The following is a 23,493-nucleotide window of genomic DNA, read 5'->3' as shown; positions in this document are numbered from 1 at the left end:
AATGACAACCTTGTTAGGGATGAGTTTTGGTTGTGTCAACTTTTATAGTAAACAGTGACGAAATGTGACAACCAATTTTAGGATAAGTCATTTTTTCGATGAAAAATTCATTTGACAATTGTGAAATGATCGTTTGACAGATGTCGAATGATCATTCGACAATTGTGTCATATTCGTTTGATAATTGTCAAACGAATTTATCTCTCGTTTTTTTTCGGAAAGTCTGCCATCACATTTAAGTAACGGTCGCAATCGATCTAAAAATAGAATTCAAAAGGACTAAAACTGGGAATAATTACTTCCCGGATTTAATTTTTAAGAATGGAATCACAAGAAACAGAGGAATACAACAGATCATCACCCAGACAAAGAAATACGGATAACCGATCTGCTCCTGTATCCATCCGGAAATCATTCCCGGCAACATCATTCCCAGGGCCATAAAACCGGTACTTATGGCATAATGGGATGTTTTATATTCTCCTTCGGCAAATAACATCAAGTACATGGTATAGGCCGTAAATCCAAAACCATAACCAAACTGCTCTATGCCAACACATAAATTGATCACAAATAAGCTGTCCGGCAACGCATAAGCCAGGTACAAATAGACCAGATTGGGTAAAGAGATCGCTAATGCCATAGGCCAGATCCAATATTTCAACCCCTTGCGAGAGATGGCAATACCTCCCAGAATTCCGCCTAAAAGGAGGGCTATAACCCCCACTGTTCCGTAGGCAAATCCGACCTGAGAAGTTTCCAACCCCAACCCTCCTACTTCAGACTTATCCAACAGAAAAGGAGATGCAAGTTTGACCAATTGGGACTCGCCCAACCGATAAGTCAACATAAATATCAATGCCGGAATAATTCCCTTTTTACTAAAAAAACGGATAAATGTTTGTGTAAATTCCGTAAATATCGTTTGTGCTGTGATCTGGCTACGCTGGATATCGGCGGCTGGTTTAGGCAATATAAACTTATGCCATAAGGCTAAACCGACAAACATTCCCGCCAAAATAAAAAAGACAATACTCCAGGCAAAAGGGATACGTCCGGTCGCTGCCTCCAGAAAACCGGCAAGCATAACCAATAATCCTTGTCCCGTCAACATGGCGACGCGATAGAACGTGTTGCGGATACCGATAAAAAAGGCTTGTTGTTCTTCGGATAACCCTAACATATAAAAACCGTCGGCAGCAATATCATGGGTAGCCGAACTAAAGGCCATCAACCAGAAAAAGGCCAGAGTCGCTTTGAAAAAGAAATCGCCCGGCAACATAAACGCGACACCGGCCATTCCACCACCAATTAAAAGTTGCATGGTATAAATCCACCACCGCTTGGTTTTGATCAAATCGACAAAAGGACTCCATAAGGGCTTGATCACCCAGGGGAAATAGAGCCAACTGGTATATAATGCGATATCCGTATTGGAGATATCCATACGTTTATACATAATAACCGACAAGGTCATGACAACAACATACGGCAATCCCTCCGCAAAATAGAGCGAAGGGATCCAACTCCAGGGATTACGTATTTTCATAAATCAATAGAAAAAGTATCGGCATCTCTCCATGCGGGGAATTTCTTACGTAAATCATCGATGTCACTCTTTTGTAAAGTGCAAGTCCGGGTTATTTCTTCCCGTTTACCGGCATCAGCCACTTTTTTCCCTTTCGGGTTATAGATCATTGAATCGCCACGATAAACAAAACCTTTTCCATCTATTCCAACCCTGTTTACTCCACAGACAAAAGCCATATTCTCCATCGCCCGTGCCTGCAACAGTGTTTTCCAGACTTTCTTTCTTGCATCCGGCCAATTAGCAACGTAGATCAACAGGTCGTAGCTGTTATTGACATTCCGGCTCCATACCGGGAAACGAAGGTCATAACAAACCAGTAAACAGATATTCCATCCCTTATAATTGACGATCAGTTGCTTGTTACCTGACGAGAAATAGTGATCCTCCTCAGCCATTCGAAACAGATGACGTTTATCATAATAGTATTCTTCTCCTTCAGGAGTGATAAAAAAGGCCCGGTTATAATATTTACCTCCTTCCTTAACAATAAAACTTCCTGTTACAGCCAGTTTATATTTTTTCGCCCATTCTTTTATGGTAGGGACTGTTTTCCCTTCCATCGTATCGGCCAAAGCCTCTACATTCATAGAAAAACCGGTCGTGAAAGTTTCAGGTAATACAGCGATATCCGTTTTACCGCTCACCCTGCGAAGCAACTCTCCATAATAACCCAGGTTCTCGTCTCTGTCTTCCCATATGATATGAGATTGGATCATACTTACACGAATACTGTCTGCCATAACGTTTTAGATTTAATTTGGTGAAGGATGAAGGACAATGGACAATCATCCGAACTAAGGTTAATTTAGAATATTATATGTAGGAAGAAGGGCTATCCATTGTCAATCCCTTGTTCCGGATCTATCCATAGTTATAAAGTATTTAGGATTACAGGGGGATACATCTTCATAAGCCATACGAATATATCGCATATCTTTCTCCACATCTCCGGTCGGATAAAAGACCTCTTTTATTCCCACTTCTTTCTTTTTATAATCAAGAGCTCCTAATAAAATCGGTACTTGTGCTGCAAGTGCAATATAATAAAAGCCTTTTTTCCACTCTTCTACCGGCTTACGCGTTCCCTCCGGAGTGATCGCCAGTTGAAAGATCTCCCGTCGGTTAAACTCTTCTACCATCTGTTCAGTGACTGAACTTCGCCGACTACGGTCGACCGGCACTCCTCCGAACGATTTAAACAAAAGATTGAAGGGGAAAAAGAACCATTCTTTTTTGATTAGAAAGCTGGCATGACATCCTATTGACCAATAAAAGAGTTTTCCGATGAAAAAATCCCAATTACTTGTATGCGGCGCAACACAAATGACACATTTCGGCAATTCCACTCCATCCACCGCCCCCAGCGTCCAACCCATAAGACGAAGAATGGATTTACTTATTGCCGACTTCATGCTGTTTCGCTATTCAACTTTCCGATCTCTACGCCTATGGCATCGACCTCCGCTTGTAAATCTGTTCTCAACTTCCGGTAATACTCTTTCACCAGTTTCTGATTGTTTCTGCCATCTACCCGACCTGCACGACCTATAAAATCATCCTGCATATCTAAGATCCGCCCCAACAGCTTATCCGCTTCAAGCCGATCGACTCCCGGAATTAAGACTTTGCATACCAACACTTCTGCAAAAAGTTCTCCTGCAGCATAGCTTATTTCCTTTTTTAAAATCCGTCTATTTGCCATAAATCTATTTTAATTTAAATATCCACAAATATAAAAACATTGTGATTAAAACTATTGTTTAGCAAATAAAAAACGCAAATAGATTATCTTTGCACTATTGTGTCAAAAAGAGAAGTAAATAAAATAGCGATGGATCCATTAGAAAAAATGCCAGACTATCTGTTTGAAAGTAGCTGGGAAGTATGTAACAAAGTCGGAGGCATTTATACCGTTTTATCCACAAAAGCCCATACATTACAACAGTTGTTTCAGGACAAAATTATTTTTATCGGGCCAGATCTATGGGATAACCAATCGCCCATCGACTTTACAATAGACAACCAGTTGTTTCACGACTGGAAGACATATGCCGAGTCAACGGATTCATTGAAGATAAAGGTTGGCCGTTGGAATGTTCCTGGCACCCCTCCCGTTATTTTAGTCGACTTCAAACCTTTTTTTAACGAGCGGGATCGTTTGTTTTATCAAATGTGGCAGGATTTTGGCGTCGACTCCATGCATGCCTACGGCGATTATGACGAATCATGTATTTTTGCTTATGCAACAGGTAAAGTCATTGAAAGCTTTTATCGCTATTACCACTTAGAAGAAAAGAAGGTCGCTGCATTATTCAACGAATGGATGTTGGGCATGGGTGCTTTATACATAAAGAAACAATTGCCCGATATTGCAACCCTCTTTACCACCCACGCCACATCTATCGGTCGTTCTATTGCAGGTAATAACAAAGCGCTTTATGCGTATATGGACGGTTATAATGGCGATCAAATGGCTAAAGAGTTGAATATGGAAGCCAAACACTCGCTGGAAAAACAAGCCGCACACCATGTGGATTGTTTCACAACAGTAAGTGATATCACGGCCCATGAATGTAGGCAACTATTAAACAAAACTCCGGATATAGTGACTCCTAACGGGTTTGAACGTAATTTTGTTCCCGAAGGGAAACAATATACGGCAAAACGTAAAGAAGCACGAAAAACTCTGACGAATGTGGCTGAAAAACTACTCGGATGTACAATCTCTTCCGATGCTTTATTCGTTGCCACAAGCGGTCGGTATGAGTATCGCAATAAAGGTATTGATGTATTTATCGAGGCGATGAATTATCTTCGTGCAAGCGCATGCGGTATGTTGCAACGTGAAGTGGTTGCCTTTATTATGGTGCCGGCATGGGTGAAAGAGGCACGTGCTGACCTGAAAGCTGTTATTGAAAAGAACATACAAACGACCTGCCAGATGCAAATGCCGTTCGCTACTCACTGGCTCAATCAGATGGCCGAAGATAAAGTAATTAACTATATTCAGCATGCCGGATTTTCTAATTCCGCCAATGAAAAAATGAAAATCATATTTGTCCCCTGTTACCTGGATGGACAAGATGGTATTTTCAATAAAACATATTACGACCTGCTGATTGGAATGGATGCGACTGTCTTTCCTTCTTATTATGAACCTTGGGGATATACTCCACTCGAAAGTATCGCATTCGGTATACCTACGATCACTACAGACTTAGCCGGTTTTGGGTTATGGGCCAAGAAAAATAGAATAGGCGACCGTATTGAAGATGGTGTTGCGGTTGTTACCCGGACAGATTTCAACTACTTTGAAGTGGCTAATGCCATCTGTAATCACATGCTGACCCTAAGCAGAAAAGATGAAGAAGAAATGGAAGAAATAAGACACAACTGTTTTGATCTGGCCAACAAAGCTGAATGGGACAAATTCATCGCCTTTTATCTGGATGCTTTTGAGATTGCTTTACGCAACGCTGAAAAAAGAAAGTGTTAAAAAGTGCTCATAATTAATCTGATAATCCTATCTTTGTCGGTTCAAAAGGTAAAAAGATAATTACACCCTACTAATTTTCACTAATAAAATTCACACAGATGAAGATCAAAGCGAATAATGCCAATAGTCCGATTTGGAAAGAAGTTTACGCACATTCTCAACTACCCAAGGAATTACAACCTTTACATGAAATAGCTACAAACCTGTGGTGGGTTTGGAATCATGAAGGAGCAAAACTCTTTGGTAGTATAGATAAAGAATTATGGAGATCAACAGAAGGTAATCCTGTTCTTATGCTTCAAAGCCTTTCATACAACCGCTTGAAAGAAATAATGGCCGACAAAGAATTTATGGCCGAAATGAAGAAAGTACACGCCAATTTCAAGGCATATATGGATGTCAAACCGGATAAGACAAAACCATCAGTCGCTTATTTCAGTATGGAATACGGACTGACCAATGTATTGAAGATCTACTCCGGAGGGCTTGGCGTTTTAGCCGGCGACTATTTAAAAGAAGCAAGCGATAGCAATATCGATCTATGTGGGGTCGGTTTTCTATACCGATACGGCTATTTCACACAAAGTTTATCTTTAGATGGCCAACAGATAGCCAACTATGAGGCTCAGAAGTTCAATGCCCTTCCTCTTACCCAGGTGATGCAGGCTGACGGTGAGCCATTAACTTTAGAAGTTCCCTATCCCGGAAGAACAGTATTTGTTCATATCTGGAAAGTAAATGTCGGACGTATTCCTTTGTACTTAATGGATACCGATATTCCCGAAAACAGTGAGTGGGATCGCTCCATTACCCATCAATTATATGGTGGCGACTGGGAAAACCGCATGAAACAAGAATATCTGTTGGGGATCGGAGGGATTATGATGTTGAACAAACTTGGCATCAAAAAACAGATCTACCATTGTAACGAAGGACATGCTGCATTAATTAATGCACAACGCCTGGTAGATTATATCCAAAATGAGAAATTGACTTTTAATGAAGCATTGGAAGTTGTTCGTGCTTCAGCTCTTTATACGGTTCACACCCCTGTTCCTGCCGGACATGACTATTTTGAAGAGAGTCTGTTTGGTCGTTATATGGGTGAGTTCCCTGCTAAACTAGGTATCAGCTGGCAAGACTTCATTGATATGGGACGCGAAAACCCTGGATCCAATGAGAAATTTTCCATGAGTGTTTTCGCACTAAATACTTGTCAGGAGGCTAATGGAGTAAGCTGGTTGCATGGCAAAGTCTCTCAAAAAATGTTTGCTCCGGTATGGAAAGGATATTTCCCCGACGAACTTCATGTGGGATATGTGACCAATGGCGTACATTTACCTACTTGGGCCGCTACAGAGATGAAAAAGTTCTATCTGGAAAAATTCGGTAAAGACTTTTTTAATAATCAGTCGGATAAAACTTATTGGGAAAAGGTCTATGACATTCCTACTGTTGAATTATGGGAACTACGTGTTGCTTTAAAGAAAAAATTAATCGAATATATTCGTGAACAATATCGCGGCAATTGGCTAAAAAGCCAGGGAGATCCCTCTAAAGTGGTTTCTATCCTCGAAAAGATTAATCCCAATGCCTTGTTGATTGGATTTGGACGTCGTTTCGCCACTTATAAGAGAGCGCATCTCTTATTTACCGACCTGGATCGATTGGCTCAGATTGTCAATAACCCGGAACGTCCTATCCAGTTTATTTTTACAGGGAAAGCGCATCCGGCAGATGGCGGAGGGCAAGGCTTAATTAAACATATCGTAGAGATCTCTCGTCGTCCTGAATTTCTGGGAAAAATTATTTTCCTCGAAAATTATGATATGCGCTTAGCACGACGTTTGATTGCTGGTGTAGATGTCTGGTTAAACACCCCTACCCGTCCATTGGAAGCTTCCGGAACATCCGGAGAGAAGGCTGAAATGAATGGCGTACTTAATTTTTCTGTCTTAGACGGATGGTGGTACGAAGGATATAAAGAGGGTGCAGGTTGGGCGCTGACAGATAAGCGGACGTATGACAACCAACAATATCAGGATCAATTAGACGCTGCAACAATCTACCATATCCTGGAAACAGAAATTATACCGACTTTCTTCGATCTGAACGAAACAGGTTTTTCTGAGAAATGGGGACAACATGTCAAGAATTCCATTGCTAAAATTGCACCTGATTATACCATGAAACGTATGCTCGACGATTACGTTGCACGTTTCTATAATAAACTGGCTACACGTTCTGCACATCTAACGGATCATCAGTATGCAAAAGCGAAAGAAATTGCAGCTTGGAAAGAAGAAGTTGCCGAACACTGGGATCATTTCCAGGTTGAGTCATTCACCTGTAGCGATGATATTACCGTCAATGGGCCGGTCATTGGCAACGAATACACATTCAATCTGGTCATCGACCGGCATGATTTAAAAGGAATGTTAGGGGCAGAAATGATTGTTACCCGAGAAAATCCGGAAACACATTCAACGGATATTATTCGCGTAAACCCCTTTACATTGAAAAAAGAAGAGGGAACCAAACTCTATTTTGAATTAACAGCATCACCTGTACAAGCCGGAAATATCCAGATGGGCTTCCGTGTTTTCCCTGAAAACAAAGAACTCCCTCATCGTATGGACTTTGCATACGTTCGCTGGATTCAGTTATAAAAATAATTTCACAGAGATTTGAGGGTGTATCTAAAACCATTGGTTGATTGATAGGATACACCCTCAAGTTTTATCCAACCATGAAAGAGTCCGTTCGCATTTTGCGTTTTGCCATAATCGGTTCATTAAATGCACTCATCACTGCTGTTGTCATTTGGCTGATGATGGATATCTTTCATTGTGGATATATCATATCGAATATTGCAGGGTATATAGCCGCACTGATCAATAATTTTTTCTGGAGCAAATATTGGATCTTCGGTTCCTCGTCCGGAAGTTTCCAACGTGAAGTTCCCCTATTCCTTATCGCATTCGGATGTGCCTACGGAGCACAGTTTATTTCCCTATTATTAATGGTCGAACTACTCGGTATAAACGAATACCTGGCTCAATTCTTAGGGCTGTTCGTTTATGGGGCTGTTAATTTTGTGATGAACCGGAAAATAACATTTAAGGGTTCATCTCAGTTATGAACAGGCAATCGTTCCCACAACCACCTTGGGATCAATCTCCAAAAGAAAACCAATAGACGATAACGCCAATCAATGACGACTACACGTCTCTTCCGATCTAAAGCTTTTACAATCCGGCCGGCAACTTTATCGGGTTGCATCAGCATCGGATAATGTCCGCTTTTCAAAAGAGCAGTCCTGACAAAACCAGGACGAATATCGGTAAATGTGATGGAGAGTCGCTCCATTCGACTTAATTGAGCCAAAGCGTCCATATAACTATTTTGAAAACGTTTCGTCGCCGAATAAGCCGGAGCAACACCAAGTCCTTTCGTTCCGGCAATCGAACTAATCACAGCCAAATGTCCTTTCCCCTGTTTCCGAAAATAATGATAAACAGCAGTCACCATACGGGTAAACCCGGCGACATTCGTTTCTACAGTCTGTAATTCAGGTAATGGATCTAACGTTCTGTTTTGCTGACCGATTCCGGAACTCAACAAAAAGAGATCCATTCCTCCAACCTGATCGATTAACTGTTTCAACCGGTCAACCGCATCTGCTTGCGTAATATCGATCTGCTGTATCTCTACCTGGCCGGGCATACTTTCAGCCTGTATCTTCTCCAACTCAGCCAAACGCCGCCCTGCAATGCCCAGGCGATATCCACGTTGACGATATATTTTCATCACTTCATATCCGATACCCGATGTTGCTCCGATAATAATAATCTTTTTCATCCGATTGATTTTTTCATCCCTACTGCCTTACAAATGTAATGATAAATCTAAAAGAGGAAGCATCTGGCTTGTCTGATCCCCAGCTTTCACTATATTTGCCCAGAAGAATCAATTAAACACCAAAGACATGTCTGTAAAATCGTATATCGAATCAAACAAAAATCGTTTTCTCGAAGAATTATTTTCATTGATACGTATTCCTTCTATCAGTGCCAAACAAGAACATAAACCGGACATGGAGGCTTGTGCCCAACGATGGACAGAAATCCTATTATCGTCGGGAGCCGATAAAGCCGTAGTCATGCCCACTACCGGCAATCCGGTCGTTTATGGCGAAAAACATTATGCCCAAGACGCTCCGACCGTATTGGTTTATGGGCATTACGATGTGATGCCAGCCGAGCCTTTCGAATTATGGAACAGCGATCCTTTCGAAGCCGTAATACGTGATGGTCGGATCTGGGCTCGCGGGGCAGATGACGATAAAGGGCAAGCCATGATACAGGTAAAAGGATTTGAGACCGCTTTGAAAGAGAACCTGTTGCAATGTAATGTCAAATTCATCTTTGAAGGGGAAGAAGAGATTGGCTCACCGAGTCTGGAAACATTCTGTAAACAACATCAGGATCTATTGAAAGCCGATATTATACTGGTTTCCGACACCAGCATGGTCAATGCAGAAACCCCGTCTTTAACAACCGGTCTACGGGGACTTGCCTACTGGGAGTTGGAAGTGACCGGACCGAACCGCGATCTTCACTCCGGACATTTTGGTGGTGCCGTTGCCAATCCGATCAACGTATTATGTCAATTAATGGCCAATATCACTGATGCAGACGGACGAATCACAATTCCCGGTTTTTATGACGACGTAGAGGATGTCTCTCCTGCAGAACGGGAGATGATCGCTCAAATCCCGTTCGACGAAGAAAAATACAAAGAAGCGATTGGCGTAAAAGCATTACGCGGAGAAAAAGGTTATTCGACACTTGAACGGAACAGTTGCCGCCCGGCATTTGATATTTGCGGTATCTGGGGAGGATATACCGGAGAAGGAAGCAAAACGGTATTGCCGTCAAAAGCCTATGCCAAGGTCTCTTGCCGGTTAGTTCCTCATCAGGATCATGAAAAGATCTGTCAACTATTTGAAAACTATATTGCCAGCGTGGCTCCCGAGTATGTCACTGTCAAGGTAACCCCCTCACACGGAGGTCAGGGCTATGTCTGTCCAATTGATATTCCGGCCTACAAAGCGGCAGAAAAAGCTGTTGGTATCGCATTTGGTAAAAAACCGTTGGCTGTACGTCGCGGAGGAAGTATCCCGATCATCTCAACATTCGAACAAATATTAGGCATCAAGACCATCCTGATGGGCTTTGGATTGGAACAAAATGCCATTCATTCGCCGAATGAAAGTTGCCGGTTGGATTTCTTTTATCAGGGAATTGAGGCTGTTGCCGAATTTTACAGGGAATACAAATAAAAAAATCAATTATTCCCGTTTCCCATTCGTTTAAATTTCATGAAATTGTTTCCCTCATAATAGAGGCTAAGCACACTGGTTGTTTTCTTATAGGATCGAACGGATTTTAAGGCGCTGATGTATTTTTGATCGTCTCCTTTTCCGCTTTGTTCATGCGATTGTTGAATAATCTGCATGGCTAAGTTTGCCGTGTTGTCGATCGTATATTTGCCTTTAAAAGTATTGACGGCTCCCATTCCGATTAATGTATTCCGGTCAAAATAGAGCGTATAATACAGGTTACCCTCTCTTAAAGGAGGGGTCATTTTCCCCGTATTCCCATTCACAAATCCTTCCAATCGCCATTGCGTATTCGTTAAGATATTTTCATTATTACTTTCATTATCCTCGCAAGAACAAAAAAGACATACAGATACTAATAAAAAAAGAACAAACTTTTTTTCTACTTTCATTATATTAGATTAACACACACGGGATGCTGTCCTATCACAGGACATCAACTTCCCTACTCCATTATTTATCTCCAAAAACGAGGGCAAAAATACATAAATAAATGCGCAAGTTTTATAAAACTTGTTTTTTATTTTTATTGAAAAGTTTTTAATTCCTGATACAATCGTTGTATCGGTAAACCCATGACATTATAAAAACTACCTGTTATGCCTTCCACGCCAATATATCCGATCCACTCCTGGATACCATAAGCACCGGCTTTATCATAAGGTTTGTAATGCGTGACATAATAACGAATTTCTTCATCGGTTAATTGGGCAAATTGAACATCCGAGGTCACAGAAAAAGAGAGCGACCGCTCCTGCGCCATCAGACAAACACCTGTAATCACCTGATGCACATGGCCGGATAGTTCGTGAAGCATACAGACTGCATCTTCAAAGTCGACCGGTTTACCCAGTACTTTCTCAGACGACCATACGATTGTATCGGCTGTTATCAATAATTCGTTGACCGCCAGTCCTGTTTGATAAGCATCCGCCTTTTTGCGGGCGATACTTTCAGGAATATCCACAGGCTGCAATAAAGGCGAGTAGGATTCGTCTACATCCGCAATCACACGAACCTCGAAATCCAACCCCAACCCTTTTAACAACTCCTTGCGTCGTGGAGAGTTCGACCCCAGAACAAGTTTGTATTTTTTGAGATTTTCAAGCATTTTATCTTTGTTTTACCAGCCAAAAGCCTCGTCACACATCCATTTCCCCTGCGCCTTCATCGTCTGTTCAATCACATCACGGGCAATCCCCTCTCCTCCCCTTCGGGCACTGATGTATTTGGCTACAGCTTTGATCTCCGGTGCGGCATCGGCCGGAGCAACAGGCAATCCGACTTGTTTCATCACTTCCATATCAGGGATGTCATCACCGGCATAAATGACTTCATCCGGATGCAATCCGGTTTTCGCCATAAAATCATTAAAATCGTCTATTTTTATCGCACTACGCATATAAATATGTGGAATGCCCAAACGGGAAAAGCGCAATTCGACCGAATCAGTATATCCTCCGGTGATTATAGCCACATGATACCCTTTTTTGACAGCCAGCTGCAAGGCATAGCCATCTTTGATATTCACCGTGCGCATCGGATCGCCGTTCGGGTGAAGCGGTACGATATCACTTGAAAGCACTCCATCCACATCAAAAACAAATGCTTTGATCTTCTTCAGATCATAATTGATACTACTCATTCGTTGCTTCTTTATGTATATTTTGGCTAATCAGCTGATAAAGAGCTTTCATCTGCGGATCGGTCAGCATATCCAATTGTTTATTGATTACATTTTCATCGTAGCGAACCGCCGGCCCGGTTTGAGCCTGCAAAGGCGGCATATCATGTATTTTAGCGGCAGTTTCATCAATTAACGGTCGCAGTACATCGATAGGGAGATGTTCTTTTTCAAGAATTTTTCCAGCCAATACATACATATGATTGGTAAAATTATTGGCAAAAACCGCTGCCAAATGCAACCGTTTGCGTTTCTCCGAGGATAAAATCTCCACATGGTCAGAAAGTTGTTGGGCAACCTCAGACAGGACGTTAAGATCTTCCTCTCGGGCTGCTTCCAAGAAAACAGGAATTTGGCTAAAATCAACCGATCGTCTTTTACTGAATGTCTGCAAGGGATAAAACACGCCGTAACGAGACGTATACCCTTTGAAGATATCCATCGGCATACTGCCTGCCGTATGCACCCACAAACCGTTGTTGGGTTTCAGCTGCGAGATAACAGCCGGTAATGCCGCGTCTTTAACTGCAAACACATACAGATCACCATCCGACCGGATCGCCTGGGGATCAATTGTCCACGCACAGTCTAACTGCCGAGCCAAATCAGCGGCACTCTCCTCCGTCCGGCTATACACCTGTCCGACTCTCAGCCCTTTACGCGACATCTCCAAAGCCAGATGGGTCGCCAGATTACCTGCTCCTATAAAAACAACCAACATCGATCTGTTTTTTTACTCTTCACCCATCTGAAAACTTCCGATATGCACTTTCTCCCATTGTAAGTGAGCCTCGTCAAACGGCTTTCTCTCCTGATCTTTATAGCCAAACGCAATGATCGAAAGGACATCCAATTGATAAGGGATATTCAATAACCGACGTACATAATCGTTCGAATCGGTCTCGTCGGCTGTCACCCGGCTACGGATCTGACACCAGCAACTCCCCAGTCCAAGATCTTCGGCCTGAAGCTGCATATAGATCGAAGCGACCGAAGCATCCTCTATCCAGACATCGCTCTCCATCACACTGGCCAACACGACAATCGCCAGAGCCGCCCCTTCGATAAAGGAGGCACCATGTTCTTTACACGCTGCCAAGCGGCTAAGCATCTCTTTATCTTCGACAACGATAAAATGCCAGGGATTTTTTCTCTTTGAAGCAGGAGCCATTAATCCGGCCTTCAAAAGGGATTCTACCTGCTCGGGAGTCAATAACTGATCGGTAAATTTCCGTGTACTTCTTCTATTCTTTATTAATTCAGCGAAACTATTCATATCTATCGTTATTTATAATGCGGACAACAAACGATCCTCATTTTTTACTTGAGTGTATGCAAAGATAACGCGCTCCGGACAAAATACAAACAGTAAGAACGAATACCCTTACCTAAAAGTCGCAGAACTGCTCTTCGAATCATAAGAATGAACTGTGTCTTTATTTCCTAAAATTAATCGTCTACCAGTTGGTAGACGATTAGGCACCAGCTGGTAGACGATAGTGACCCAATTGGTAGACGAAAGTGATCCAACCGTTAGACGATTAATTCTTTCGGGAAAAACAGGTAACAGTCTCCGATAAAACGGGTAACAGATGCACATGAATAAAGATAGCCCTCTCCGTATTTCATTTCTTTAACTACTGATTCGCAGAAATGCAGACATATTCTTCTTCAACCGTTTTACGTTTAAAATAAATACGTTACCTTTGTCCTCCGCGTGAAATGGCGACATGATTGGGACGAAGTTATATACCGAAATGCGTGAACAGTTTACCGAGTATCTGATAGGGAAACAACTCCGGAAAACTGAGGAAAGGTATACTATATTCGAACGTATCTGCCACTTTCCCGGACATTTCGATATAACCCTGTTATATCAGGATCTGGAAGAGCAAAACTATCATGTCAGCAAAGCCACTCTTTATAACACCATTGAGGTATTGATTGATGCCGGATTAATTGTCAGACACCAGTTAACCTCACAATCTGTTCAATACGAACTACGTCGCCTGGCAGAAACGCACCAACATCTTATCTGTACAAAATGCGGAGCAATCCGTGAAATACGTAATCAAATATTTAAAACATTTGTAAAGAATATGCGTGTAACACGATTTACACCCGAATTTCATTGTTTATATATTTATGGCGTTTGCAGTAAATGCAAATACAAAAAACAAACCGTAAGAAAATAAAGTATTAATAGCCTATATATTTAAAGAAAAAAATGAAAGTAGACGTTTTATTAGGATTACAATGGGGAGATGAAGGCAAAGGGAAAATTGTCGATGTACTGACGCCGGATTACGATGTAATCGCCCGTTTCCAGGGAGGACCAAATGCGGGACATACATTAGAGTTTGATGGCAAAAAGTATATCCTCCGTTCTATTCCTTCCGGTATTTTCCAGGGAGGAAAGCTAAATGTAATCGGAAATGGAGTGGTCTTGGATCCGTTATTATTCAAACAAGAAGCGGAAGCTTTAGCCGCCAGCGGACATGATCTGACTAAACGTTTAGCCATTTCTAAAAAAGCACATTTGATCTTACCTACTCATCGTATGCTGGATGCGGCTTACGAAGCAGCTAAAGGAGCTGGTAAAATCGGCACGACCGGCAAAGGAATCGGTCCGACTTATACCGATAAAATCAGCCGTAACGGGATGCGCGTCGGAGATATTTTGCACAATTTCGAAAACAAATACAATGCCGCCAAAGCAAGGCATGAGGCGATATTGCAATCATTGAATTACTCCTATGACATCGCTGATCTGGAAAAGGAGTGGTTTGAAGGAATAGAATACCTGAAAAAATTTATGTTGATCGACAGCGAACATGTCGTGAACAACTATCTGAAAGAAGGAAAATCGGTACTGGCAGAAGGTGCTCAAGGCACTATGCTGGATATTGATTTCGGCTCCTACCCGTTTGTGACCTCATCGAATACAATTTGTGCCGGATGTTGCACCGGACTGGGTGTTTCTCCCCGTAATATCGGTGAAGTATACGGAATCTTTAAAGCCTATTGTACACGCGTCGGTAGCGGACCATTCCCCACCGAACTATTCGATGAAACGGGAGAACAAATCTGTCAGATCGGCCATGAGTTTGGCTCGGTGACCGGCAGAAAACGTCGTTGCGGCTGGATCGATCTTGTCGCCCTCAAATATTCGATTATGCTCAATGGAGTCACTCAGCTGATCATGATGAAAAGTGATGTATTGGATAGTTTCGAAACAATTCAGGCGTGTGTCGGTTATACCATGAATGGCCAAGAGATGACCGAATTCCCATTTGAAATAGACGATTCGATCCAACCGGTTTATGTGGAACTGCCCGGATGGAAAACCGATATGACAAAAATGCAGAGCGAGGATGAATTTCCGGAAGAATTCAATGCCTACCTGACATTCCTTGAAGAAGAACTTGAAGTACCGATTAAAATCGTTTCTGTCGGACCCGATCGGGCACAGACGATTGTCAGGTACACCGACAATTGATTGAACAAAACAACTGATAATTAGTTACAAAATGGCAGAAGACCACATCCTGATAGGAAATGCTTCTGCCATTTTAATTTTTGGCAAAGTTTTTGTTTTCCTTTTTATGAACAAGTAAAATAAGATAGTTATGAGTATGTATTGGATTCTTTTTATAGGTTTTGCGCTGTTGAGTTGGCTGGTATCCTCCAGTCTGCAACGTAAGTTTGAAAGGTATTCGCAGATTCCGTTGCCCAACGGGATGACAGGAAAGGACGTCGCAGAAAAGATGTTACGTGATAACGAGATCTATGACGTACAGGTAACTGCTACACGCGGACATTTAACCGACAACTATAATCCGACAAATAAAACAGTCAATTTAAGTGAATCGGTTTACTACAGCAACAGCGTAGCCGCTGCGGCCGTTGCGGCGCATGAATGTGGGCATGCCATTCAACATGCTACCGCTTATGCTCCATTAAAGATGCGCTCGGCATTAGTTCCTGTGGTCAGCTTTTCATCGAGCATTATGACATGGGTCTTATTGGGTGGTATGTTATTGATCAATACATTCCCTCAGCTGCTCTTGTTTGGGATTATCTTGTTTGCAACAACAACGCTTTTTAGCTTCATTACCCTGCCTGTAGAAATCAACGCCAGTCGACGGGCATTGGTCTGGCTGAACCGTGCCGGCATCACAAATGTTGCTACGCATGACAAAGCTGAAGATGCCTTAAAATCTGCGGCCTACACCTATGTTGTTGCAGCACTCGGCTCTTTGGCTACTTTACTGTATTACATTATGATATTCCTTGGAGGAAGAAACAGAGGGTAAGCCAATCTTACTGCACAAATAAGAAAGAGGTTATCTAACTAAAATTAGATAACCTTTTTTTATATCCAGACAATCGAAATCGCTCAAAACAGTTCGATCTATTCATTTGTTTATTATTTAAAAAGTACGTTTATTTGCAACGTTTAATCATTTAAATAAAAAATAATGAAAAAGATTATTGGTCTTGTTTTAGTTGCCTTTATGGCTTTGATTGCCTCGCCAGCTCAGGCTCAGATTCGGTTTGGAGTAAAAGGCGGACTCAATATTTCCTCTGTTCACTTTAGTTCGGATGTACTGGAAGCAGATAATGTAACCGGCTTTCATATCGGCCCTATGCTTGAAACAACCATACCCCTATTGGGTATCGGATTGGATGCTGCTATCCTCTATTCGCAAAAGGGAATGGAAAGGGATCAGGAGAATATGAAAACCGACTATATCGATATCCCGGTTAACTTTAAATGGAAATTCGGTATTCCTTTGGTGAAAGCTTATTTGAATGCCGGTCCGTATGTCGGATTCAGAGTCGGTGGAGATAAAATATGGAATGTGGTAGGCAATCAGATAGAAGCAAAAAGCTTTGGCGCCGGATTAAATTTCGGATTGGGAGCTGAAGTATTTAATCATCTGCAAGTCGGGTTGAATTATGGATTAGGTCTGACCAATGATTTTAGCTCTTCACCGATCAATGCCTCTTCCGTCATAGATGGAAAGGGTAAAAACAGAGGTTGGTCTATTACCGCAGCAGTTCTTTTCTAAACGTATTCTTCAAACAATAGAGAGTTGTAAACATAAAAAAAGTCGAGTAGAAATATCTACTCGACTTTTTTATATTATTGGGATTGTTGATTACATCATTCCACCCATTCCACCACCCATTCCCGGGTTCATAGGCATCGGAGGAAGATCTTCTTTCTTTTCAACAATAACACATTCAGTAGTCAGGAACATACCAGCAATTGATGCTGCGTTTTCCAAAGCGACACGAGTAACCTTCGCTGGATCGATTACGCCTGTTTTGCACAAGTTTTCATACACATCTGTACGCGCATTGTAACCAAAGTCACCTTTACCTTCTTTCACTTTCTGTACAATAACAGCACCTTCTTTACCTGCGTTACCTACAATCTGACGAAGCGGTTCTTCAATGGCACGTTTTACAATTTCGATACCTGTTGTTTCATCTTCGTTTTCGCCTTTCAGACCTTCCAATGCTTCGATCGCACGGATGTAAGCTACACCACCACCAGGAACAGTTCCTTCTTCGATAGCAGCACGGGTTGCACTCAATGCATCATCCACACGGTCTTTCTTCTCTTTCATTTCAACTTCAGAAGCTGCACCAACATAAAGAACTGCAACACCACCGGCCATCTTAGCCAGACGTTCCTGTAGTTTTTCTTTATCGTAATCAGATGTTGTTGTTTCCATCTGAGACTTGATCTGACCGATACGACCTTGGATAGCTTCTTTATCACCGTAACCGTTTACGATTGTTGTATTATCTTTATTCACAACAATCTTTTCTGCAGTACCCAACATATCGATGGTAGCACCTTCCAACTTCATACCTGTCTCTTCAGAAATCACTGTACCACCAGTCAGGATAGCGATATCTTCCAACATTGCTTTACGACGATCACCGAAACCTGGTGCTTTTACTGCACAGATTTTTAATGATCCGCGAAGACGGTTTACAACCAAAGTAGCCAATGCTTCACTATCGATATCTTCAGCGATAATCAACATCGGACGTCCGCTTTGTACGGTCTGCTCCAGGATAGGAAGTAATTCTTTCAATACAGAGATTTTCTTTTCGTAGATCAGGATATATGGATTTTCCATCTGAGCTTCCATCTTTTCCGTATCTGTTACGAAATAAGGAGAGATATAACCGCGATCGAATTGCATCCCTTCAACAACATCTACAGTTGTTTCTGTGCCTTTAGCTTCTTCTACAGTGATCACACCTTCTGTTTTCACTTTTTTCATCGCTTCAGCAATCAGCTTACCGATGCTTTCGTCACCATTCGCTGAGATCTTGGCTACGTTTTCAATTTTCTCCAAGCTATCACCTACAGCTTCAGCCTGAGAAGCGATATTTTCAACCACTTTAACCACCGCTTTATCGATACCACGTTTCAAATCCATCGGATTAGCACCAGCTGTTACGTTCTTCAAACCCACACTGATAATAGACTGTGCAAGAATAGTTGCAGTAGTCGTACCGTCACCGGCATTATCATTGGTTTTAGAAGCCACTTCTTTCACCAACTGAGCACCCATATTTTCGTATGGAGATTCAAGTTCTATCTCTTTAGCGACTGTAACACCGTCTTTAGTAATATGAGGAGCACCGAATTTTTTCTCGATAATCACATTACGTCCTTTCGGGCCAAGCGTGATCTTAACCGCATTCGCCAATTCGTCCACGCCTTTTTTCAACAGGTCGCGGGCTTCCATCTCAAATTTAATTTCTTTTGCCATAATGATTTATGTTTTTTAGATATTATATTATTGCTAAAATATCAGATTGACGCATGATCAGGTATTGCTCACCATCGAACTCGATTTCTGTTCCGGCATATTTACCATACAATACATTATCACCCGGTTTTACAACCATTTCTTCATCTTTTGTTCCGTTACCTGCGGCAACTACTTCACCTTTTAGAGGTTTTTCTTTTGCTGAATCAGGAATAATAATTCCACCCACTGTTTTTTCTTCTGCTGCAGCCGGCTTAATCAGCACTCTGTCTGCTAATGGTTTGATATTCATTTCTTGATATTTTAAATAAGTTAATAGTATAAATTGTTTTTATTTTTGATCGTTTGCCTAATGCTTTGCGAATACTGTGCCAAAAAAAAATCAGCCAAACCGACTGTCATTTTTTCGGTTAAAAGAAAAACAGTTCCTATTTTACGACTGACAGGATGTCTTTGTTACTGACAATATGTAAAATATTCCGCTTTGATGTCGAGATTAACTCAAGGAGGCTATTAATTCTGAGACGGTCAGCATCGTCTGCTCACCTGTCAACATATTTTTCAGATTGATCTTGTTTTCCGCCATTTCATTTGCTCCGACAATCGCAACAAAAGGGATTCCCTTGGCATCGGCATAACTCATCTGCTTTTTCATCTTTGCAGCTTCAGGATAGAGTTCGGTCCGGATATGGGCAGCGCGTACCTGTGCAACTACCGGCAATAGATACTGTTCTTCTACTTCACCAAAATTGACAAAAAGCAGCTGTGTCGTTAATAACGAATCCTCCGGATACAATTCCAATTGATTCAATACATCAAAAATACGATCAGCGCCAAAGGAGATACCAACACCCGATACACCCTCCATGCCAAAAACACCCGTCAGGTTATCATAACGCCCTCCACCGGTTATGCTGCCGATCTGAACATCCAGCGCTTTTACTTCAAATATCGCACCGGTATAATAATTCAATCCACGAGCCAGAGTCAGATCAAGTTCCAACTGAGAACGTAACTCAACATATTGCAACCTGTTCAAAATAAACTCTACTTCCTCCACCCCTTTTAGCCCTGTTTCAGAAGCGGCCAATGTCTTTTTCAGTATCTCTATTTTCTCCTTATTAGAACCGTCAAGCATAATGATCGGTTGCAAGCGTTCGATCGCCTCTTCGGTTAACCCTTTTCCGCGCAACTCTTCATTGACTTTGTCTAACCCGATCTTATCCAATTTATCAATCGCAACAGTTATATCCACAATTTTATCCGCCTGACCGATGATCTCTGCAATACCGGTTAATATCTTCCGGTTGTTCAATTTAATGGCTACATTGACACCTAACCGGCTAAAAATCTCATCGGTAATCTGAATCAGTTCCACCTCATTGATCAACGAATCCGAGCCGATAATATCGACATCACATTGATAAAATTCGCGATAACGCCCTTTCTGAGGCCTGTCGGCACGCCATACCGGTTGGATTTGATACCGTTTGAACGGAAAATTAATCTCATTCCGATGCTGAACGACAAAACGGGCAAAAGGTACCGTCAGGTCATAACGCAAACCTTTGTCTTTTCCAACAATAGGCCTTATTGTATTTTTAAGCAATTCATCCGCAACCTTATTTATCTCATTTTTAACAACATTTTTAATTTCGTCTAAATTAATATCCTCGGCAGAGGATAAATATCCATCTTCTGTTCTAACAAGAATGCCATCTACTAATAATTGTTTTAGAACTACATCTATAAGAACCTGTCCATTATTAGTACCCGATAGTTCTATCAATTTTCTTATTACATCTTTCTTATTCTTATTCGTAACTGATCTAGAAATAAGAAGTTTTTTTGCATCTACTATTTCACCTATTAACTCTCTCTCTTCTTCATTATAATCAGATAGATAATCCCCTGAATCTAATATCTTAAACAGCAGTTTATCTCCCTCTTCCCCATATTTTCCCATTAAGGTAGAGAGGTTCTCCATGGCAGGTGTTTCAATCTGCTGAAAACCATACAGATGAAAAACATCACGAATCGTATTAAAGATATAATTACGTTTCGCCATTTCTTCCGGCGAAAAATCTCTTGTCCCTTTTGGAATAGAAGGTTTTTGCATGACCATTAGTATTTAAAATCAGGTCGCAAAGGTAGCATTTTTATCATGAAGGGCAAAGAGCGAAAAACACGATTATAACCTCCTATATTCATCGCCCGACACAAGCCATAAAACGACCCGCGAAACCTCATCAACCAGCTGCATATCCAAATTGTAGACATTGCGCCAATTTGTATTTATCGACAAATCGACATATCATAAACTACACATAATCAAAACAATACAAAACACGCCACAAACAACACCATAATTCAAATCCCACAAAAAAAGAATAAGTCTGCCTCCGCTTTCTTGATAAATCGACACATCATAAGAGCCCTTTCAATCTCCCTTTAAAAAGGAAAAACAAAACAACCACGAACGTTTATTATTTCCATCCTATAGAAATAACAGAACTATTCTGTTCACTTTTTTATTATACCTACCTCTGTTTTTTGTTAGAGGTACGTCTAAACAAATTTAGAGGTACGTGTAAATTCATTTAGAGGTACGTCTAAATCATTTTAGACGTACCTCTAACAGAAAAGTGATTTGGATGCTTCAAATAAACCGACTGCGACGCTCCGTTTTTTGTTTGTATACATTCTCCGTATTCATGACCGACACGTTATGTTTATATCTCTTTTCTGTCTATTTTTGTTAGCCAATTTAGAATCATGCCCTCATGAAAGTAATCTCTGTTTTTACGCTACTCCTTTTTACTGTTTTCATCCTTATTCCCGTTTCATCCTGTAAAGAAAAACGGGGAGAACTTAAACGTATCTGGTACAACGGCAGTTACAATCGTGACTTCAACGACCTGAATGCACTCCATATCGAAGCGGCAACGACCTTAGGGATTGATCCGGTCTCTTCGCGTGAAGAAGCCAAACATGCCTCTAAAAAAATGAAAGAGATTAAAACCAATAAATACTACGAAGTAGAAAATTTAACTCATTCGATACCCTTTCTTGTGCCTGAAGCCGAAAAATTACTGACTGATATCGGTCGGAATTTTCAGGATACACTCAAAAATCTGAATGCACCAATCTATACAATCAAAGTCACAAGCGTTACCCGTACCATCGATGATATTCAAGGTTTACGAAAAAGAAATATCAATTCGTCCGAAAATTCGGCGCATCTATACGGCACGACATTCGACATCTCCTGGAACAAGTTTACTAAAATGGACGAAAAAGACACATTGAACATCGGAAAAGATGAATTGAAAATGGTACTGGCCATGGTCTTACGCGATCTGAAACGTGAAAAACGCTGCTACATCAAACATGAGCGCAAACAAGGATGCTTTCATATCACGGTGAGACCGTGATATGAAAAATGGACAATTGACAGTTGAAAATTGACAATTGGAGTTATCTGTATTCGTTTAAGATTCCTTCGTATAAGATTAAACGGATCTTTCACTATTTTTGTATTTCGATGGAAAAGAATAGTATCCGAGTTTTCGATTTCAAGGTTTTACCGATTGAGGTAGAGGTAAAAGAGTTAGCGTTTGTCAAAGAGTTGCCTAAACTGTTTCGACACCCTCACAGGGCTGCCTTTTATCAAATTATATGGCTTTCCGAAGGAAGTGCTATCTTCCGAATTGATTTTCAGAAAATCACCATACAAGCCAATGAGATTCTCATTATCTCCTCCGGACAAGTCTGTGAATTCGACACCATTTCTGATTATTCCGGTAAGATCATTCTATTTACAAGTTCTTTCTTCTCTATCAGTGAACTTGACACCAGTTTTTTACATATCGCCGAGATTCTTAATCCGATAAACCTGAATAAAACCGTACCCATTAGTCCAACACTTGCAGGAAGCCTGATCGCATTACTGGAAGAGGAATTGGAACGCCCAACTGACTACTTTCAGGCAGAAATAGCCCACAGCTACCTACGTGCAATCTTACTCGGTGCCGAGAGATGCCTTACCACGGCCTACCCTCCTGTTACAGACCATATAGGAAGAATGTTCTACAATGCTGTTGAAAAATACTTCAAAGAAAACAGAAATACGGAATTTTACGTTAACTTATTAGGTATAAATGAAAAAACACTATGCAAAGAGGTAAAGAAGCTTACCGGTAAAACACCTAAAGTTTATATTGATTCACGTACTATACTTGAAGCCAAACGATTATTAGCATACAGCACCCTGTCTGTAAAAGAGATAGGTTTTGAACTCGGTTTTGATGAACCGACCAACTTCAACAAGTATTTCCGCAAACATACACAGATCACCCCCATTCAGTTCCGGAATTCCACAAAACGATAACCACTCGTCCTTTACCCAATCCGATAAGATAAAAATTATACTTGTCGGAGATTTACCATCATCACACGGAAATGTATTCTCTTTTCCCACATACCGGATTGTATTTTTGTCTCGTCAATATTATT

The 23,493-nt window shown here is 41.3% G+C and carries 23 protein-coding genes; 10 read left to right on the top strand and 13 right to left on the bottom strand.

From position 1 onward, the window contains the following. Nucleotides 1-295: 295 nt before the first annotated feature. The 4 genes from M2135_RS05585 to M2135_RS05570 form a co-directional block, all read right to left on the bottom strand. On the bottom strand, nt 296-1,549 hold the full coding sequence (locus M2135_RS05585; protein ID WP_280747622.1) for an MFS transporter: 1,254 nt from the start codon (nt 1,547-1,549) through the stop codon (nt 296-298). Next, nucleotides 1,546-2,331 carry an amidohydrolase gene (locus M2135_RS05580; protein ID WP_280747621.1) on the bottom strand — a complete coding sequence of 262 codons (786 nt, stop codon included), beginning with the start codon at nt 2,329-2,331 and terminating at the stop codon, nt 1,546-1,548. Before M2135_RS05580 ends, M2135_RS05585 begins: the two co-directional genes overlap by 4 nt. Nucleotides 2,332-2,433: 102 nt before the next feature. Further along, nucleotides 2,434-3,003: a lysophospholipid acyltransferase family protein gene (locus M2135_RS05575; protein ID WP_280747620.1), complete on the bottom strand. Its 570-nt coding sequence runs from the start codon at nt 3,001-3,003 to the stop codon at nt 2,434-2,436. Next, nucleotides 3,000-3,293: a hypothetical protein gene (locus M2135_RS05570; RefSeq protein WP_280747619.1), complete on the bottom strand. Its 294-nt coding sequence runs from the start codon at nt 3,291-3,293 to the stop codon at nt 3,000-3,002. Before M2135_RS05570 ends, M2135_RS05575 begins: the two co-directional genes overlap by 4 nt. Before the next feature lie 129 nt (nt 3,294-3,422). On the opposite strand from M2135_RS05570, the gene M2135_RS05565 reads away from it, so the two are divergent. From M2135_RS05565 to M2135_RS05555, 3 genes are all read left to right on the top strand, one after another. Continuing rightward, the gene (locus tag M2135_RS05565; RefSeq protein ID WP_280747618.1) at nt 3,423-5,087 is read left to right on the top strand and encodes a glycosyltransferase; all 1,665 of its coding nucleotides are present in this window, start codon (nt 3,423-3,425) and stop codon (nt 5,085-5,087) included. A gap of 98 nt (nt 5,088-5,185) precedes the next feature. Further along, the gene (gene glgP, locus M2135_RS05560) at nt 5,186-7,756 is read left to right on the top strand and encodes an alpha-glucan family phosphorylase (protein WP_280747617.1); all 2,571 of its coding nucleotides are present in this window, start codon (nt 5,186-5,188) and stop codon (nt 7,754-7,756) included. Nucleotides 7,757-7,836: 80 nt separating this feature from the next. Then, nucleotides 7,837-8,229 (top strand): GtrA family protein, encoded by a 393-nt coding sequence (locus M2135_RS05555; RefSeq protein ID WP_280747616.1) that lies wholly within the window; start codon nt 7,837-7,839, stop codon nt 8,227-8,229. On the opposite strand, the gene M2135_RS05550 is transcribed toward M2135_RS05555, so the two are convergent. Next, nucleotides 8,220-8,948: an SDR family NAD(P)-dependent oxidoreductase gene (locus tag M2135_RS05550; RefSeq protein ID WP_280747615.1), complete on the bottom strand. Its 729-nt coding sequence runs from the start codon at nt 8,946-8,948 to the stop codon at nt 8,220-8,222. The genes M2135_RS05555 and M2135_RS05550 overlap by 10 nt on opposite strands. A 127-nt stretch (nt 8,949-9,075) precedes the next feature. Here M2135_RS05550 and M2135_RS05545 point away from each other — a divergent pair, with 127 nt between their 5' ends. Next, complete coding sequence (locus tag M2135_RS05545) at nt 9,076-10,431, top strand: dipeptidase (RefSeq protein ID WP_280747614.1); 1,356 nt, start codon at nt 9,076-9,078, stop codon at nt 10,429-10,431. A 5-nt stretch (nt 10,432-10,436) separates the two neighbouring features. Here M2135_RS05545 and M2135_RS05540 read toward each other — a convergent pair whose 3' ends face one another. The 5 genes from M2135_RS05540 to M2135_RS05520 form a co-directional block, all read right to left on the bottom strand. Beyond that, complete coding sequence (locus M2135_RS05540; RefSeq protein ID WP_280747613.1) at nt 10,437-10,883, bottom strand: META domain-containing protein; 447 nt, start codon at nt 10,881-10,883, stop codon at nt 10,437-10,439. A 134-nt stretch (nt 10,884-11,017) separates the two neighbouring features. Next, on the bottom strand, nt 11,018-11,602 hold the full coding sequence (locus M2135_RS05535; RefSeq protein WP_280747612.1) for a Maf-like protein: 585 nt from the start codon (nt 11,600-11,602) through the stop codon (nt 11,018-11,020). Between the two features lie 12 nt (nt 11,603-11,614). After that, nucleotides 11,615-12,136: an HAD-IIIA family hydrolase gene (locus tag M2135_RS05530; RefSeq protein WP_280747611.1), complete on the bottom strand. Its 522-nt coding sequence runs from the start codon at nt 12,134-12,136 to the stop codon at nt 11,615-11,617. After that, a complete protein-coding gene (locus M2135_RS05525; protein ID WP_280747610.1) occupies nt 12,129-12,896 on the bottom strand; it encodes a Rossmann-like and DUF2520 domain-containing protein in 768 nt (255 codons plus the stop codon). The genes M2135_RS05530 and M2135_RS05525 overlap by 8 nt, the downstream gene beginning before the upstream one ends. Before the next feature lie 12 nt (nt 12,897-12,908). Continuing rightward, the gene (locus M2135_RS05520) at nt 12,909-13,451 is read right to left on the bottom strand and encodes a nitroreductase family protein (RefSeq protein ID WP_280747609.1); all 543 of its coding nucleotides are present in this window, start codon (nt 13,449-13,451) and stop codon (nt 12,909-12,911) included. Nucleotides 13,452-13,908: 457 nt separating this feature from the next. On the opposite strand from M2135_RS05520, the gene M2135_RS05515 reads away from it, so the two are divergent. The 4 genes from M2135_RS05515 to M2135_RS05500 all read left to right on the top strand — a co-directional run bounded on the left by M2135_RS05515 (nt 13,909) and on the right by M2135_RS05500 (nt 17,250). Continuing rightward, the gene (locus M2135_RS05515; protein ID WP_348537105.1) at nt 13,909-14,370 is read left to right on the top strand and encodes a Fur family transcriptional regulator; all 462 of its coding nucleotides are present in this window, start codon (nt 13,909-13,911) and stop codon (nt 14,368-14,370) included. A 32-nt stretch (nt 14,371-14,402) separates the two neighbouring features. Then, nucleotides 14,403-15,674 carry an adenylosuccinate synthase gene (locus M2135_RS05510; RefSeq protein ID WP_280747607.1) on the top strand — a complete coding sequence of 424 codons (1,272 nt, stop codon included), beginning with the start codon at nt 14,403-14,405 and terminating at the stop codon, nt 15,672-15,674. A 130-nt stretch (nt 15,675-15,804) separates the two neighbouring features. Next, nucleotides 15,805-16,491, top strand: a complete 687-nt coding sequence (locus M2135_RS05505; protein WP_280747606.1) for a zinc metallopeptidase — start codon at nt 15,805-15,807, stop codon at nt 16,489-16,491. A gap of 165 nt (nt 16,492-16,656) precedes the next feature. Continuing rightward, nucleotides 16,657-17,250, top strand: coding sequence for a porin family protein (locus tag M2135_RS05500; RefSeq protein ID WP_280747605.1), 594 nt, complete (start codon nt 16,657-16,659; stop codon nt 17,248-17,250). A gap of 90 nt (nt 17,251-17,340) precedes the next feature. Here M2135_RS05500 and groL read toward each other — a convergent pair whose 3' ends face one another. The 3 genes from groL to hisS all read right to left on the bottom strand — a co-directional run bounded on the left by groL (nt 17,341) and on the right by hisS (nt 21,097). After that, nucleotides 17,341-18,978, bottom strand: a complete 1,638-nt coding sequence (gene groL / locus M2135_RS05495) for a chaperonin GroEL (protein ID WP_280747604.1) — start codon at nt 18,976-18,978, stop codon at nt 17,341-17,343. Between the two features lie 22 nt (nt 18,979-19,000). Continuing rightward, nucleotides 19,001-19,270, bottom strand: a complete 270-nt coding sequence (locus M2135_RS05490; RefSeq protein WP_280747603.1) for a co-chaperone GroES — start codon at nt 19,268-19,270, stop codon at nt 19,001-19,003. 204 nt (nt 19,271-19,474) lie between these two features. Beyond that, nucleotides 19,475-21,097, bottom strand: coding sequence for a histidine--tRNA ligase (gene hisS / locus M2135_RS05485; RefSeq protein WP_280747602.1), 1,623 nt, complete (start codon nt 21,095-21,097; stop codon nt 19,475-19,477). Nucleotides 21,098-21,761: 664 nt separating this feature from the next. Between hisS and M2135_RS05480 the strand changes: the two genes are divergently transcribed. Together M2135_RS05480 and M2135_RS05475 are read left to right on the top strand one after the other, a co-directional pair. Then, nucleotides 21,762-22,412 carry a DUF5715 family protein gene (locus M2135_RS05480; protein ID WP_280747601.1) on the top strand — a complete coding sequence of 217 codons (651 nt, stop codon included), beginning with the start codon at nt 21,762-21,764 and terminating at the stop codon, nt 22,410-22,412. Between the two features lie 110 nt (nt 22,413-22,522). Beyond that, complete coding sequence (locus tag M2135_RS05475; RefSeq protein ID WP_280747600.1) at nt 22,523-23,368, top strand: helix-turn-helix transcriptional regulator; 846 nt, start codon at nt 22,523-22,525, stop codon at nt 23,366-23,368. The last annotated feature ends 125 nt before the right edge of the window (nt 23,369-23,493 follow it).

Source organism: Parabacteroides sp. PF5-9 (assembly GCF_029893105.1).
GTDB lineage: Bacteria > Bacteroidota > Bacteroidia > Bacteroidales > Tannerellaceae > JARXWG01.
The sequence above is the reverse complement of the archived record's forward strand: the minus strand, read 5'-3'. Positions and strand labels throughout refer to the sequence as shown.